Source organism: Radiobacillus sp. PE A8.2 (assembly GCF_045635475.1).
Taxonomy (GTDB): domain Bacteria; phylum Bacillota; class Bacilli; order Bacillales; family Amphibacillaceae; genus JBJGXI01.
In genome coordinates this window covers 83,924-100,611 of the sequence record NZ_JBJGXI010000004.1, presented here as the reverse complement: position 1 = coordinate 100,611, position 16,688 = coordinate 83,924, and the positions used below count along the sequence as shown (strand labels likewise).

Annotated in this window: 9 protein-coding genes and 1 pseudogene; 4 read left to right on the top strand and 6 right to left on the bottom strand. The window is 38.8% G+C overall.

The window, feature by feature from the left end:
- Nucleotides 1–4: 4 nt before the first annotated feature.
- On the bottom strand, nt 5–877 hold the full coding sequence (locus tag ACI6MV_RS03625; RefSeq protein WP_407268574.1) for a riboflavin kinase: 873 nt from the start codon (nt 875–877) through the stop codon (nt 5–7).
- Between the two features lie 190 nt (nt 878–1,067).
- Complete coding sequence (locus ACI6MV_RS03620; protein ID WP_407268572.1) at nt 1,068–1,502, bottom strand: MarR family winged helix-turn-helix transcriptional regulator; 435 nt, start codon at nt 1,500–1,502, stop codon at nt 1,068–1,070.
- An 87-nt stretch (nt 1,503–1,589) separates the two neighbouring features.
- On the opposite strand from ACI6MV_RS03620, the gene ACI6MV_RS03615 reads away from it, so the two are divergent.
- The gene (locus ACI6MV_RS03615) at nt 1,590–2,468 is read left to right on the top strand and encodes an SDR family oxidoreductase (protein WP_407268571.1); all 879 of its coding nucleotides are present in this window, start codon (nt 1,590–1,592) and stop codon (nt 2,466–2,468) included.
- Nucleotides 2,469–2,613: 145 nt separating this feature from the next.
- On the opposite strand, the gene ACI6MV_RS03610 is transcribed toward ACI6MV_RS03615, so the two are convergent.
- Nucleotides 2,614–2,919: a hypothetical protein gene (locus ACI6MV_RS03610; RefSeq protein WP_407268570.1), complete on the bottom strand. Its 306-nt coding sequence runs from the start codon at nt 2,917–2,919 to the stop codon at nt 2,614–2,616.
- Nucleotides 2,920–3,292: 373 nt separating this feature from the next.
- Here ACI6MV_RS03610 and ACI6MV_RS03605 point away from each other — a divergent pair, with 373 nt between their 5' ends.
- The gene (locus ACI6MV_RS03605) at nt 3,293–4,174 is read left to right on the top strand and encodes a DMT family transporter (protein WP_407268569.1); all 882 of its coding nucleotides are present in this window, start codon (nt 3,293–3,295) and stop codon (nt 4,172–4,174) included.
- An 815-nt stretch (nt 4,175–4,989) separates the two neighbouring features.
- Here the strand turns inward: ACI6MV_RS03605 and ACI6MV_RS03600 are convergent.
- Together ACI6MV_RS03600 and ACI6MV_RS03595 are read right to left on the bottom strand one after the other, a co-directional pair.
- Complete coding sequence (locus ACI6MV_RS03600; RefSeq protein WP_407268568.1) at nt 4,990–11,772, bottom strand: carbohydrate-binding protein; 6,783 nt, start codon at nt 11,770–11,772, stop codon at nt 4,990–4,992.
- A 455-nt stretch (nt 11,773–12,227) separates the two neighbouring features.
- Entirely contained in the window at nt 12,228–13,568 is a 1,341-nt protein-coding gene (locus tag ACI6MV_RS03595) for an RNA-guided endonuclease TnpB family protein (RefSeq protein WP_407268567.1), read from the bottom strand.
- Nucleotides 13,569–13,659: 91 nt separating this feature from the next.
- On the opposite strand from ACI6MV_RS03595, the pseudogene tnpA reads away from it, so the two are divergent.
- A pseudogene (tnpA, locus tag ACI6MV_RS24930) lies at nt 13,660–14,093 on the top strand (IS200/IS605 family transposase).
- A gap of 287 nt (nt 14,094–14,380) precedes the next feature.
- A complete protein-coding gene (locus tag ACI6MV_RS03585) occupies nt 14,381–15,196 on the top strand; it encodes a YitT family protein (protein ID WP_407268565.1) in 816 nt (271 codons plus the stop codon).
- Nucleotides 15,197–15,232: 36 nt separating this feature from the next.
- Here ACI6MV_RS03585 and ACI6MV_RS03580 read toward each other — a convergent pair whose 3' ends face one another.
- A complete protein-coding gene (locus ACI6MV_RS03580) occupies nt 15,233–16,675 on the bottom strand; it encodes a 6-phospho-beta-glucosidase (protein ID WP_407268564.1) in 1,443 nt (480 codons plus the stop codon).
- Between the last annotated feature and the right edge of the window lie 13 nt (nt 16,676–16,688).

The window sequence follows — 16,688 nt, the reverse complement described above, 5'->3', positions numbered from 1 at the left end:
GAACTTACATTCCAATCAGTTTCTGTGCATCCAATTTATCTTGATCCATTTGTTGCACTAGGGCATTAAGATCGGTAAATTTTATTTCACCTCTCATATAACGGAGAAAAGAAACAGATACCGTTTTACCATATAAGTCACCACTAAAGTTTAACAAATGAGCTTCAACTAAGTAACCTTTGCCATTTACCGTGGGCCGGTAGCCAGCACTTATTAATACATGCCAATAGGCAGTAATAACATCATCTTCATGGATCCCTGCTACGCCAAGGTAAACGCCGGGCTTTGGCTGCACGAAATCGTCCACCCCACCAAGGTTAATCGTTGGAAACCCTAGTTGGCGCCCCACCTTTTCTCCATGAATGACGGTTCCAGTAAGTGTAAACGGACGACCTAACAGCACGTGAACTGGTTCCATAAATCCTTCGCCAATTAATTTTCGAATGCCACTAGTACTGATTGCTTTTCCATTTTCTGTTACAGACGATATCTCGATTATGTCTATGTTCATTTGTTTACAAAAATCAATAAGCGATTTCGTATTTGCTGATTGTTTTTCTCCAATTACGACTCGCTTTATATTTAATGAAGCAACCTGTTCCAACATAAAAGCTTCAGTAGTTTTACTATCAAAGAGGTACACCCTGTCAACACCATACTGCTTTAGTCTGTTCAACTTATCTTGATCAGAGATGAGCTTATTTTCATTTCGAGAAAAAATCACAGCCGCTAACTTTTCATGCGCTTGATCTGTTTTATTTCTTGCCGTTTGCAACAGTACTTCATGTCCTTTATGCACACCGTCAAATTCCCCAACCACGAGGGTTAATAATGCTGTGTCTGCTGCTAGTTTATCTGTTACATGTATGATCTCCATTGTCATCCCTTTTCCTTTTGAAAAACTGTGCTCATACCTTACCCTGTTCCTAGTTTATTATTTTACTGATTAATCGTTCCAATGAAAAGTAAGTATGCTTACTCCTCATCCTGCAAGCGAGTTACTTTACTTTTTGTTTGTTATCGTTTAACTTTGTTGCTATAGCAACTATTTATCCTTGATTAGTGTGTTAACTGTATTTTTCTACATTATCGTTGATTTTTGTTAAAAGATGTTCCAGTTGATTTATTTCATCTGATGTTAGATTTTCACAGACTATGTCATTGAATTTTTCCGTAATCGGGATAATTCTTTCCTTTGATTGTTTTCCTAAAGGAGTGAGAAATAGCTTGATGGAACGTCGGTCATCTTTACAATTGACACGATAAATGAACCCTTTTCTCTCTAGGTTAGCGCACATTCTTGCGATATTTGTTTTGTCTTTATTCAGGTGTTTAGCTAATTGGTATTGGGTTAAACCATCTTCTTCCCAAAGTAACAGCATAATTAAACTCTGTTCTGGTGCAAGGTTAAATGGTTCAAGTTGGGCTTTCATGTAGCTGGTTAGTTTCAAATCAGTTTTGTGTAGTTTGATGCTAATATAGTCATTCCATGATAATTTCACTGCTCACACACCTTTATAAGCTAATCACCTTTAAGGTTAATGTTTTTTTCACAAATAGTAAAGAAAAAGCAGAAAGGAAGGATTTACATGTCTATTATTATTACAGGTGCTACAGGTCAATTAGGAGGATTAATCATTAACAACCTGCTTGAGAATGAAAAAATCCCTGCACAAGATATCGTCGCTGTTGCACGAAACACAGACAAAGCTAAGCAGCAATACGCTGACTTAGGAATCGAGATTCGATACGGGGATTATGATAACCCTGAATCACTACCAGAAGCCTTCGCTGGCGCATCAAAATTACTATTTATTTCAAGTTCCAGCTTTGATGACACAGAACGAATTGTTCAGCATGCAAATGTCGTTAAAGCAGGGCGCGATGCAGGTGTAAAACATATCGCATATACAAGCTATGCTTTCGCGGAAGAATCGCAAATACCTTTGGCATTGCTACACTTAAACACAGAATACGCCATCCGTGTGTCAGGTACCCCTTATACATTTATTAGAAACTCGCTATATTCAGAAGTATTTATTAACAAAGATTTAGCTGCTTCTATTGAAAATGGCGCAATCGTTACCAATGCTGGAGCAGGTCGGATCAACACGGTTAATCGAGCTGATTTAGCAAAAGGTACAGCCGCAATTCTTGCATCAGAAGGGCACGAAAATAAAACATATAATTTTGTATCCTCTACAACATGGAGCTTTGACGAATTAGCAGAGGTGGTCACAAAAGTTACCGGCAAAAATGTGAAACATACTGTCGTTAGTTATGAAGAACAAGTTAAATTGTTAACGAGTATCGGACTTCCTGAAGGCGTTGCAGCATTCTCAGCTTCCACTTATCAGGCAATTTCTGAAGGCGAAACAGCGAAAACATCCAATGATTTAAAAAATCTAATTGGTGAAGAATCGTCACTAACTGATATGGTTAAAAACCACAAAAATCTTTCATTATAAAGTTTGGAAGCACCCTGTTCGAGCAATTTTCTGCTTGGCAGGGTGCTTTTTAGTTTTTATCCGCAGATCCGAAATCTTTTTCTAAACCTAATGCTATTCAAGATTTGTTCAAGTATATTTATTGATAATAAGAAAGAAATCAGGTTCACCTAACCAAATATTTACCAGAATGCTTTTTATTGTTTAATATAGCGATGGTCAGAGGAATAATAGCTAAAAAAATGTATGTTATTACAAAAGTTGACGTTTCGAATATTGCTTTTTTTTCAATAATACCCATAGTAATAAAGAGTATTCCAGATAAACAACAAGACAACGCTGCACCTTTTTGATATGAGCGAACATCACTTACAAGATTTTCGATATTTTTCTGTAGAAATAACCTTTTATTTAACAAATGAGAAATCCCCATAATAATCATAAAAATCCCTAAAAATATCTGCGCAAACATCTTCGCCCTCCTTACGATTCAATTAACCTGCCATTTAACAATAAACTTCACAAACACTATCTTTATTTTAACATAAAATTTTGATTACCCACTTTTCATGAAAATCAACAGATCAAAAAGCATAACTAACATAGCGTAGCTCTTTGAGAACAACTATTGTTAATAGGCTATTTTGGTTGAGATTTCGTATGCTAATTCAAACATTAACATCCCTCAAACATTGTTAAATAGAGAAAAATTAAACATCAATAGTTAGGACACCAATTTCCACCAAACTATAAAGAAATAATTTCCCCGGAAATATAGTAATCGAATCTTAACTAGATTAGAATAAAGATAACCGAGCTACAAAAAAAAGGGTGACGAAATACATATGGGAATCTTTCTTCTATTACTTAGTACATTAATGTGGAGCTTTGTTAGCATACTCGTTAAGGCTGCTTCATTTTCTTTAGATAGCTATACAATCACATTTCTGCGTTTCGCACTTGGTGTCGCTTTTTTAGTTTTGTTTATTTTGTTGAGCAAGCGAAAGATAAACATCTCCTGGAAATCACAATGGATTTGGTATGGTGCACTCGGAAAAATAGTAAACTATTTATTTGAAAACTTTGGTGTTACGATCGGCTATGCTTATGAACAAATATTAGTCACACCTTTTTTAACTATCTTCATGCTGCTCTTTTCTATTTTTTATTTTAAAGAAAAAGCCTCGATACTTTCCTGGACTGCTGTTGCACTTTGCATTTCCGGTGTTTTTGTAATTAGTTGGAACGGCTTGCCTTTAAGTGAATTATTGGAATTTGACTTGTTTTTGACACTGGTCTTCGCTATATCTGCTTTTGGAGCTAGCTTTCATTTTGTAAGCCAAAAGATATTGATAGAGAAAATGGGCGCGATCGACATGAATTTATCGATCTTTCTGTGGTGTAGTATCATAACAGCCATCCCACTTCCATTTCAATTTCAGTCAACTGGTGAATTTGGTGGAGTATCGCTGATTGCATTGCTGTTGTTAGGACTAATAACAGGCGTTAGCTTTATCATCTATTCAACGGCATTAAAGCGTGTTTCCTTTTTACTTGCAGCGATTCTTGTGAATTCCAGTGTGTTATTCACCTTATTCTGGTCATGGTTATTTTACAATGAACCAATCACCATCTACGTGGTGTTCGGCTCACTGTTATTTTTAGTCGGTATGAGTTTGTTGAGTTTACCGGGGGCGAGAATAGAATCGCAAGAAGCAACCCAGTAATGCAGAAATTCTCTGTCCTCAGTAACTCATCCTTTCTATCATTCGTTGGAACGAAAGGTCAATGGTATAACCCATTTGGTAGAGTCTAAATATTAACTAGTAAACAAATGCATCGACCGCCATGTGTATGCTACACTTTTCTCCGCAAGCTAGTGCATACACGCCACGCAATAAAAATCATCCAATCCCCGAAATGATTATGGGTCGATTTCTCCTAGATGTTGTTCACAAAAGTGATTGCTTATGCTGTTGGGGTGTTTTGACTTGATGGACTAGGTGGGGTTAATATTTTTCCCTATCCGTAGTGTGTTCATAACAGATATGATTGCTGTTGCCAGTAAGTTGTTAAATAGCCCTAATAGGGAGTTGGTTGGTTCAACTATTTAGATATGCGGAGTACTATATGTGGTGGTGTAATAGATTAATGGAGAACCATAAAAGTCTAATAATTTTGATGCAAATTTACCAGGTTAAATAATTTGAATTAAATCCATTTCAATAGAGACATCATCTAATCACGATAATTTATAATATCGAGCTCTTTTGCTTTTTTTGCTTTAATTAAATATTATTTGGGCACAAAGGCAAAAAAGATTAGAAAGTCTTTTTCAAAAATCTCGCCTGTTAATTTATCAATTTTCCCAAATCAAATCACTCAGCTCCGAGATCCACACTCTTAGACCATCACCACACTTTCAACATACGCTTTATTACTACCTCACCTTCTTCCACATACTCCCTAAGTAGTAACTGCTTCATATTCAGTACGTAAAAACACCACCAATTTATCTTCAGTAAATTGGTGGTGTTTTCATTTATTCTAAAGTGCTTCTTCTACTTCTAACATAAACAAGCCCGCCGATTAAAAGAATAATCAATCCTGCTAACATAAAGTTAAAGGTAGATGTCGCAGTGTCTGGAAGATCCTTATCATCAGATTGATCTTCATCACCTGATTGATTATCATTTTCTGGTTCTTTGCCATCGCTCGGTTGTTCGCTGTCATCTGGCTGCTCGCCTTCTCCTGGTTGCTCATCTTCTCCCGGCTGTTCACCATTCCCTGGTTGCTCACTATCTCCTGGCTGCTCATTTTCTCCCGGCTGTTCACCATCTCCTGGTTGCTCGCCATCTTCATCAGGTGAAACCTCTAATACTGTGAATATACTAAAGTGATTTGTCTCAGCAAATATATAACCTTCTCTATATTCACCGCCGATAGCTATCCATTCATTAGAATCTTCATCATAATAGTGGACTTCTAGATTCTTCCCATTCGTATCATTTACTTTGAACCCTACCGTTACGGATTCTATAAACTGTGAAAACTCACCGTTATTGACAGTAAAATCAAACACTTTACTTATAGCTTCATCTGTATACGTTTGATCGGTAACTTCAGAAATATCGATTGTGACATCTCCATTAGGTAATGCGTTTGATGGAAAACTTACGATAGTTTCCTTGTTTTGCAAGGTCAATCTAACACCTTTTTCTTTCAAGAGTAGAATTTGCGCTTCTGAAAGTTCAATTTTTGCTTCTAATAGTTCTTCCATATTGACGATTAATTCACCAGCGTTGTTTACTCGTTCAATACTATTTATATCGACCGTAAATTTACCGTCTGATTCAATTGGTTCTGTTATTACGACATCTTCACCTGACGGATTTTCATCAGGTAAAGGCTCGACAAACTGCAATTCAAACCAATCCAAGTTGAAGCCATTACCAAGTACCTCTAAACGAAGTGTTTGATCCCCGTCTGGTATAACAATCGTTTCACTGGACACTACATCTTGATAAGTAGCCCAATCACCTGTTGTTGCTAGGGGAGTAGTAACTTGACTTTCTCCTATATTAGCACGAGTGCTTACGCCACCTTCAGTAGTTGAATAATGATAAGCAACTTTATACTTACCCGCTGGAACGTTTATCACGTAGTCAATCCAGCCGCCCGCAACTGTGTATCCGATATTGGTTCTCGAATCACCTAGTTGAATGATTGCTTGACTTGCATCAACGTAATCTTCCGCCTCCACTTTAACTACAGCTTCTGTGGACTCTACAGGCTCTATTACATCAATAGCTAGTTTATTCAGTTCCATCTCTCCATTGTCCGCATACACTCTTATCTTTTGCTCTCCTGCTTCTAGTGTGATTGGCTGTATAACTTCTGACCATGCTCCCCAAATATTAGGAACATTAATCTCTGCTAACGTATCTGCCCTTTCACTCTTTATGTGAACACCTGCAGCGGCATTGGTATTTATTCCAAGTGTAAACAAATAGTCACCAGCTTCAGGAACATCAATCATGTATTCAATCCAATCACCCGCTTGCACATCAGTAAGTGCTGAATCAGATACAGTCACACCACTCAACTTGTAGAAGTCTCCGATACCAATCTCTCCAGGAATTGCAGTTGGCTCTTCCTGATTCGTTGTACCAAGAAGAACAAACGAATCCGTTAGTGCTACCCCGTTCGTAGAATCAGCATAACCTTCTGTTGGGATATAAACAGTAAGTGTTACATCCTCATAAATAGGTGTATCATCTTGGGTATAGCTTAGGGTTACTTCCGTTGGGCTATTATATACAACCTCGTCGATTATCAAGTTTCCACTTTCAACGACAGATCCCGTAAGAGTCATTTGATTAATAGTATTCTCGTTGAATGTTCCACCGTCAATCGTTACTTTAATTTCTCCATTACCAGGATCTAATGTTTCGGGCTGTACAGAAATGCTCTCATCATCATCTGTAGCTACAAACGTCACTTCATCTGTCACAACAAAACTAGCATCCGAATTACTCCAGCCTTGAAGTTGTGAATTGCTTACAGATAAATTCACCTGCATATTAGAATCATAATCAACCGTTCGATTACCTTCTAACACGACTTCCACTTGTTGACCATCGATACGATTCACTTCAGCAATATTCACACCTCCAGGACCGTCAATCGTCCAAGCTGCAGTGTCTAAATTTTCAACAAACGTATCATTCTCAAGTGCAACGTTTAACGTATGTCCATCTTCCTCATTTTCTGAAACAGTAGCATTACTCACACTTATAGTAGAACCAATCGAAATCCAATCGATATTTAAGCCTTCCACTACTTTTAGCTGTAATTCGTGTTCGCCTGCTTCTAATTCTATTTCTTCTGTTGCTTCACTCCAAGTTTCCCAATTTCCGGTACTTGCTAGATTAGCAGAGTGTACATTGGAACCGTCCACGATCCATTCTAATTGTGGATTGGCGTTTCCAGATGCATAACGATAGGTTACTTTATACGTACCACTTGCATGGACATTAACGGTATAAGTCATTGTATCGTCTGATTCTAAATAGCCTACCGCTTGTCCATCTGTTATATCTTGTACGAGAGCACCATTATGCGTATCGAAGTTCTCCGCTTGTAGCTTCCCTGGTACATTTTGTGTACCATGTGCTTTTGTAATTGAAATATCGTTCAGGTTAAATGCATCGCCATTAGCTGTGATTCTTAACCTTTGGATACCTTTCTCTAGCTCTACTTTTGTTCTAATCTTCGTCCAGTTATCCCACCATCCGGTTGGTTGACTAGTTAAAGCGCCTAAATTTTGTCCATTGATGGATACCTCAAATATTGGTTCATTCGTTTGTTCCGCATGACCAAGATCAAGGTAATACTCCCCATCTTCTTTTACGTCTACTAGATAATCAAAAGTAGCACTGTCCGTTAAACCACCAATATAGCCATTATCTGTAGCATAATTTCCTTGTGCTTGATCAAAATCAATAGCTTTGATCGTTCCAGGTGCCTTATGGGTATCCAACCTGTCCCAACGATAGGTAGCAACGGAATTCGCTGCTAAAGTCGCAGTGATTTGTGTGCCTTCTGATACTAATTTGAATTTTTGATCCTGATCCGTTTGGTTAATGACGATAGATACAATCTCTTTTTCATCAGGACTCATAAACGACACATTCGTTACTTCATCAGCAGATCCATAATCGCTTCCAATTCGCTTATATCCTGGCTTGACATACTTCGTGAAATGACCATTGATATAATATTCAGGAGTTAACCAATAGTTATCAGGGTTAGCAGAGTCCTGAATGATCGTTGTTGGGTCTGGTGTACCTACCCAGTGGTGTGTATTCACATCACTATCAAGCATCATAACCCATGAATTATAACTACGCGCATAATTTCTAAAGTATTGTGCAATTCGGTCTGCACCGTAAGTTCCCCATACCGAGCGCTCTGTTAAATAAATATTTTTTTCGGGGAATTGTTCTTTTAATTTTGTCATTTCTGATAGTGCCCCACCGTAATCATGGAATGCCGTTCCATCCACTGCTGCATAGCCTTCTGGATCATCTAAAAAGCTGCCAGCATAGCTTTGCGCATCTGATGGATTGTGGTCGAACATCCATAATTTCACGTGTTCAAAACCATTTGCATCTAACTTCTCCCTTAAATGTTTCGCTAGTGTTACCGCACGATCCCATGGAAGGTGCATACTTGGATAATCAATCTCAAGTAACGGTTCGTTCTGAAGCGTCATCGCATCGATTTCAATACCTTCAGCGCGATATGCTTCGAAAAATTTTAAATAGTAATCTGCTAAAATTGGTTCGTAGCCCTCTTTTAGTTGACCACCAATCATGCTGTCATTCGTTTTCATCCAACCTGGAGGACTCCATGGAGATGCAAAGAATGTAAGATCTGGATTTACTTCTTGCATTTTCTTAGCTGTTTCAATAATTTTGTACTCTCTATCTTTTTCTATAGAGAATTCACTGAAATCAAGATCTGTCTCGCCTGGTGGCATGTCATCATAGGAGTAAAACTCCTGTGCGGTAAAATCCGATGTGCCAATGGTTAAACGCATCATACTAATACCGATACCATTTTCAGGATCCATCAACTTCTCAATTAATTCATTTCTCTTTGCCACGCTCATTTTTTGCATATTAAAAACGGTTGATTCGTCAACAGATGCACCAATCCCCATAATTGACTGGTATTGCTGTGTTGGATCAATGTTGATCGAGTTAATCTCAGAGTCCACAGCCGCTTTATTAATATCCAAATTATCCTGTTGCTCAAGCTTGGGATCTCCCTCTTGCCAACGAGAATTATAGTACCAACCCATATTTTGCGAGTCGCGAGCTAATGTTACCCAATTTTCAACTGCATCTTCTTTCACAATCGCAGTGTTATCATCTTCTGGTAGCGGAGGAGGTTCAGGGTTTGGATTATAATCAGGTGGAATATCCCCTGTTCTTGTAAAACCAAACCAGTTAAGATTTAGCGCTCCACCAGTATAAGAAACACGCAGTTCCTGTTGTCCTGCTTCTAACACAACATTCTCGATCGTATGTGTAGTCCAAGACTGATAACCACCAGAACTTGCTACCGACATCTCGCCTAATACTTTGTCGTTTTGACCAACGATTTCAATTCCTGTATTTTCATTTGCTGCGTAACGGACATCAATACTATATGTCCCACTTTCTGCTACATTCAGTTGGTAATCAATCCAGTCACCAGTATCAGACCAACCTACGTTTTGGCCTCCACCTTCATCTTGCGTATTTTCCGTATCAAGCCCTGATTGATTCAACCAATCTTCAGCTTGAATTGTTCCTGGTACGGAATGTCCTTCTGTGCCAGGTTCTTCAGGAGAATCCGGTATTGTAGGTGTTTCCTCCTTTTTCGTCAAACCGTAACCAGTTTCGAACAAGAAGTTCTCACTATCATCACCGTAAAAAGATGGATATGCTTCCATAAAGAACGGCCAACGAATAGGCAGTTTCCCTTTAAAATCATATGCGTCGTCAAATAACACATCAGCAACACCTCCACCTTCTGTTCCCGGTAGCCATGCTGCAATTAGTGCATCCCATTCTGGCAATTCTTCTGTTATGATCATCGGTCGACCAGAAACCAAAACAACAACGATTGGAATATCTGGATCTGCACGTCGAATGTTTTTAAGTGTTTCACTTTGTTCAAATGTTAGGTTCAGCTCATTGGTGTCGCCTTCGCTTTCTGCATATGGCATTTCACCTACAACAGCGATCGCAACCTCATGACCAGCAGCACCTCTACCATGCTCGTTATACGTTACCTTCTCTGCTCCAACCTTTTCCCTAATACCTTCCAAAATAGTTGTACCTGGTGTTGTTTCGCCAGCACTACCCTGCCAGCTAACCGTCCATCCACCAGATTGGATACCAATATCATCTGCACTTGTACCTGCCACAAAAATTTTATCCATATCTGCCAGCTGCGACAGAATAGGTGACCCATCTACCTTATCATTCTTTAACAGAACAAGAGATTCACGAACTGCTTGTCTTGCAACTGCCTTATGTTCGTCACTTCCAAATTCATCCGCAAGGTTTTCATCTGTTTTCGGATGTTCGAATAATCCTGCTTCAAATTTTACTTTAAGAATTCTAGTGACCGCATCATTAATGCGTTCTTCAGATATGTCACCATCTGCTGCAAGTGTTTTTAAATGTCCAAGCGCCGTCTGCCAGTTGGTTGGCTGCATAAACATGTCCACACCTGCATTCACTGCCGTTTTCAATTGATCCTTTAAACCGCTTACATTATTGCCATCTTGATCAACTGAAATTTGGTCCACGGCATTATAGTCTGAAATAACAAAACCGTCAAACCCTAAATCACCTTTTAATACATCTGATAATAAGTGCTTATTTGCATGCATTTTCAAACCTTGAATACTATGATAGGAAGCCATAACCGTTCGAACACCTGCGTCAACGGCTTCTTCATACATCTTCAACTCTTTATCCAAGATTTCTTGTTCGGTTAAACCCGAAATATTCCCTTGGTTCGCCCCACTATCTGTATAACCTTCACCAATATAGTGTTTAGCAGTAGCGACAATTTTATTTGTTTGCGCTAAATCTTCACTTGGATTTTCACCTTGCAAGCCTTTAATGTAAGCTGCTCCAAGTTTGGCTGATATGTCAGCATTATCGGAGAACGCTTCATACGTTCTTCCCCATTTAATATTTTGAGCTGTTGCGATGGTAGGAGCAAATGTCCAATGAACACCTGTTGATTTTGCTTCATCTGCGACAGCATCGCCAATCTGTTGGGTAAGTGCTTCATTATTTGCTGCGCCCAAGCCAATGCTATGAGGAAATATGGTTGCACCTTTTACATTATTATGTCCATGGACAGCATCAACACCATAAATAATAGGAATTCCTAACTCGGTGTCTAAAGCTGCATCCTGATAACCATCTACTAATTTCGACCATTCACTAGGTACACTATCATCCTCGTTACCATTTGGGAAAGACCCCCCACCGCTTAGTACAGATCCTATCTTAAACTCTTTTACTTGAGCCGGGGTAATTGCATCTCTTTCCGCTTGAATCATCTGGCCAAGTTTATCATCTGTCGACATTCTACTCAGTAAATCTGCTACTCTAGTATCTACAGGTTGATTAGGATCTAAATAAACGGAATCCCCTGTCCCCGTTTCTGCATCTACTATATGAGCTGGTATCAGAGACCACAACAAAATAATAATCATGAAGATCGCTGACGTTTTTTTCGACTTATACATCATATACCTCCCGTAATAAAATAGTTTTTTTAAAAATAGATTACTGCTCCTCTCTAAAACCATATATTTCTAGTAAATCATGATAGACTAATCTAATTATAACTACTACCGTTAACTATAGTAACGACGCATTTTTTAGAAATCGTTTTCATTTTTTCGACATAGGGCCGTTTTTTCGTCCCATTCTAGTACGAACATGGGGGCATAATCCGAAAACGGGTTCAGGTTTATTGTTCCAGTGGTATATAGAATATATGACAGTAAGCCAGCTTCCAATTCCCCAGCAAAATAAGCCCACCACTAATTTAGTGATGAGCCTTGAATGTTATCTTAATGCTTCTACTACTATAATTTAAATTTATCAGTGAAACTCTCCACCTAAATCCAAGATTTTGATGGAGCATCCCCTATCTTGAATACACCACTAGGTTTCGCTATGTAGACCATTTACAGAACTACTGCGCCAAACATAGGGTAATTAACGAAGACAAGGTCTGCTGTGTTCTTTTTGACAACTCAGGAACTTTTGCCTGAAGTGCCAACCTTTGCTTTTCAGAAAAGGTTTTGAGTATTCCACTAATAAAATACCTTGCACCAATGTTGTAACTTGCAGAAAGATCCACATGATATACTTTACCTGTTGTAAATACGGCAAGGTCTTTTTTACCTTTACGTTGTACTTTCCCCGAACCATCGAAGGCAAGCGCACTCGTGTTACGTGCGTTTATTCTGGAAATGCGCATGCCTTGGTGGTGCGCCATTTCTTCGACTTTATTTTGGATTCCCTTTTTTCTCCAATACCGAAGCTTAAACCGGAGTTTCTTCGCGCCATAAAAACCCTTTGGAGTTTTCATTTTGTCGAGATATTCAAATGCGATGAAATCGCACGCATGTTCATGGGCAAACGTTACAATTTGATGCGCGGTATTATTGACGATTTGTTGTTGTAATCCATTGATTCTTCGCCAGAAACGTGGCGCTTGTACAAATCCAGATTGTGCTTGAACTTTCCGTAGTTTGTTGGTAATTGTATACAATTGGTCTTTTTCTTTTGGCTGATTGATAAATTTTCGAGCCAAGACAGTTCCCTTTGCATCCAGCACACAACAAACCGCAGAATTCGTTATTCCTAGATCTACAGCACAGATTCTTTGTTCGTTTATTTTCGTTTTTGTGAGTTTCACTTCTGATTGATAAGCCGTATGAAGAAAGTATTTCTTTCCGACTTTCACGAGCTTGGGATTACAAGCTTTCCAATCCCAAACCCCACGTTTATACATGTCTTGTTCTTTAAAGGTGATGTCAATCCATACCCAATCGTTTTTATGAAATATTTTAATTTGAGCTGTCGTATCAGAAGGGTTACGGAACATATTGCCACGGTAAAATACCGGGAATTCTTTATGTTCTAATTGGAGACGTGGAGGTTTTTTCTTAAAGCGTTCCCCTTCAGCTAGGGCTATTTTTCGTTCCTCTTCCCAATTTCTAAGATTAGAACGGTAGCTCTTGACTTTGCCAAATGCTGAAGCAATTGCTCCTCTTCTAAAATAAGAAGGAAATTTGTAAAATTGTTGATTGTATGTTTTATACTTCGGAGAAGGGTTTGTTTGTGTGGTATGTATGAGTTTCTCTACAGGGGCAACAATCGATGTCGCAGTCATCTTGTCTAGGGAATCAAATTCTGTATCGATCACGTTCATGATGAACGTCAATGCTCGATTGTAGATGTGCAACGTTTCATCAAAAATCCGAGCATGATTCGTAATCTTTCGTTTTAGTGTTTTGGTGATTTTCACATCCAAACCCTCCTTCCGTTTCTCGCTTCCATCTGTTATCCTAATTTTAACATATATTATAAATTAGTTGTATACGATTGAAAGGAGGATTATGTTGGATTACAACAAGAATAGACATGCAGTATATAAACTAACTTATCATTTAGTTGTGGTTGCAAAATACAGCACAAATGTATCGACGAAATAATCTTGAGTCGGTTGAAAGAAATCACCAATAATTTATTTGAGAAATAGAATTGTCGGATCATAGAGATGAACGGCGAAGCAGACCATATCCATATTTTGTTTGATGCGCCGCCGCAAATAAATTTAGCCAACACCATTAACAGTTATAAAACCGTCACATCCAGGTATATTCGCAAGGAATTTGCCGAGCACTTAACTGGGTACTATTGGAAACCTTATTTTTGGAGTAGGAGTTATATGATTTTGACATCTGGTGGAGCAACTATAGAAGTAGTGAAAAAGTATATTGAAGAACAAGGAACATCAAACCGTAGCGACTTACCCCCACTAAATCAGTAGATTTTGAAGGGGAATGCGTCGCTACTTTTTGTTCAAGTATCATTTACCAACTCCATGCTTTTTATCAAACTATTAGCCAAGGATTCTCCAAAAATAGCTTGTTGGAAGTCAGTTCCCCTTAAAAACCCTTTTCATGCTTTTTATATGTAATCATATTAAATACTAACAGCATCCGGAAAGCGACAGTAGCCCATATCCCTTTTATTACTTACCCAAAAGTCATTGACTTTTAAAACCATGACCACTAGAATTCAATAGGTGTATTTTTGTATTGGGAGGTTATCGCTATGAAGCGTTTATATAAGTTTGCCGTCATATTTGTTGCTTCTGTCATCCTGGGTTTTGCTTTTAACATGTTCTTGCTTCCTCACGAAGTGTTAACAGGTGGTGTTACAGGTCTTGCCATGATTTTTGGACTAGTAACTCCGATCAATAGTGGTATTTGGCTTGTGATTTTAAATATCCCTATTCTAATTGTTGGGTGGATGAAACTTGGGAGAGAATTTATCGGGAACAGTGTCTTTTCTGTCCTAGTTACCTCGTTAACGATGCAATATACCCCAGTGATGAAAGTAACAGAGGACGCCTTACTTTCATCCGTATTCGGAGGTGTTATTGCTGGTGTAGCAATCGGATTTATTATCCGTTTTTATGGCTCAACTGGAGGCTTTGATGTTGTTGGCCTGCTTCTCACGCAAAAGCGTGACATTCCGCTTGGTGGCCTTATTTTCGGTTTGAATAGTATTGTTGTGTTTATTTCTGGATTTATTTTCTCGTGGGAATTAGCTTTATATACGATGGCTTCCATTTATATAACTGGGATTGTCATTGACCGCGTGCATACCCGTCATATTAAGCTGAATTTAATGGTAGTAACAAATCGAGGCGATGAGTTGAAAAATGAGCTTATCAAAAACTTAATTCGAGGGATTACTGTCATGGATGGGCATGGTGGTTATTCTAACGAGGAGCGAAAAGTATTATACACGGTAATTACCCGCTACGAATTAGCGATCGTCAAATCACTTATCAAACGTGTCGATCAAACCGCATTCGTCAGTGTTAGTGAGACCGTAGAAGTTATCGGTAATTTCAGAAGATAGCGGGACGAAGGGTCAGAGCCCTTGTCCCACGCTCTTTTATAGCTTTTCTCCATTCGTTTCAATTACCTGCTTATACCAGTCAAATGACTTCTTTTTCTTTCGTTTTAACGTCCCTGTTCCATCATTATGCTTATCAACATAAATAAAGCCGTAACGTTTTTTCATTTCGCCTGTCGTAAACGACACAACATCAATACATCCCCAAGCCGTATAGCCAATTAAATCTACACCATCTAGTACCACCGCTTTTTTCATTTCTTCCAGATGTGAGCGTAAATATTCAATCCGGTAATCGTCTTCAATGCTTCCATCTTCTTCCACAACGTCTAGTGCACCAAAACCGTTTTCCACAATAAATAAAGGCAATTGATAACGTTCGTATAAAGTAACTAACGTATAGCGTAACCCGACAGGATCAATTTGCCAGCCCCAATCACTTGCTTTCACGTAAAGATTCGGAACAGAATGCTCCGAAGCGCCGTCTGTAGACTTGCTTGTGTCCGTTTTAACATCTGCTTTGACTGCATTGGACATATAGTAGCTCAAACCGATAAAATCAACCGTTCCTTCTTTGAGGATTTCCTCATCCCCTTGTTCCATTTCAATGTGATAGCCCTTTCGTTTCCATTCTTTTCTTACATAATTCGGATAATATCCTCGCACATGAACATCTGGGAAAAAGAACCGTTCGTGCATCGATGAAGCTGCAACCATAACATCATCCGGGTTACAGGAATAAGGATAAAACGGGACAAATGCCACCATACAACCAATCTGGAAATCCGGGTTAATTTCTTTTCCCTTTATAACGATTAGCGCACTGGCTACCAATTCATGATGCGCCACTTGATACATCGTTTCTTGCGGATTCTCATACGTCGAATAGCTAACACCAGAGCACGTCCAACCGAAAATATCCGAAGTCGTATTTGTCTGATTGTTAATTTCATTAAATGTCATCCAATACTTAACCTTGTTTTTATAACGTTCCATCACCGCAACCGCATATCTAACGAAAAATTCAACAACCTTTCGATTGGCAAAACCGCCATATTCTTTAGCGAGATGATACGGCATTTCGAAATGACTCAACGTAATGACCGGCTCAATTCCGTGCTTTAATAGTTCATCAAATACCTTATCATAAAATTGCAAACCTGCCTCGTTCGGTTCCAGTTCATCTCCGTTAGGAAAGATTCTTGTCCAATTAATACTCGTCCGGAAACACTTGAAGCCCATCTCAGCAAACAAAGCAATATCCTGTTTATAATTTCCGTGAAAGTCAATTGCTTCATGATTCGGGTAATATTCACCCTCTACTACACCATCTGTGATTTTTCGGGGAACCCCTTTCGCACCGGCAGTCATCACATCTACGATACTTGGCCCTTTGCCATCTTTATTCCAGCCACCTTCTAATTGGTGCGCAGCTACTGCACCACCCCATAAAAAATCTTTCGGTAGTACTACTTTATTCATATGTATGTCCTCC

Excerpts from the sequence above, each read along its gene's own strand:
- ACI6MV_RS03625 (WP_407268574.1), bottom strand. The coding sequence starts at position 877 with ATGGAGATCATACATGTAACAGATAAACTAGCAGCAGACACAGCATTA.
- ACI6MV_RS03615 (WP_407268571.1), top strand. The coding sequence starts at position 1,590 with ATGTCTATTATTATTACAGGTGCTACAGGTCAATTAGGAGGATTAATC.
- ACI6MV_RS03610 (WP_407268570.1), bottom strand. The coding sequence starts at position 2,919 with ATGTTTGCGCAGATATTTTTAGGGATTTTTATGATTATTATGGGGATT.
- ACI6MV_RS03605 (WP_407268569.1), top strand. The coding sequence starts at position 3,293 with ATGGGAATCTTTCTTCTATTACTTAGTACATTAATGTGGAGCTTTGTT.
- ACI6MV_RS03600 (WP_407268568.1), bottom strand. The coding sequence starts at position 11,772 with ATGTATAAGTCGAAAAAAACGTCAGCGATCTTCATGATTATTATTTTG.
- ACI6MV_RS03585 (WP_407268565.1), top strand. The coding sequence starts at position 14,381 with ATGAAGCGTTTATATAAGTTTGCCGTCATATTTGTTGCTTCTGTCATC.
- ACI6MV_RS03580 (WP_407268564.1), bottom strand. The coding sequence starts at position 16,675 with ATGAATAAAGTAGTACTACCGAAAGATTTTTTATGGGGTGGTGCAGTA.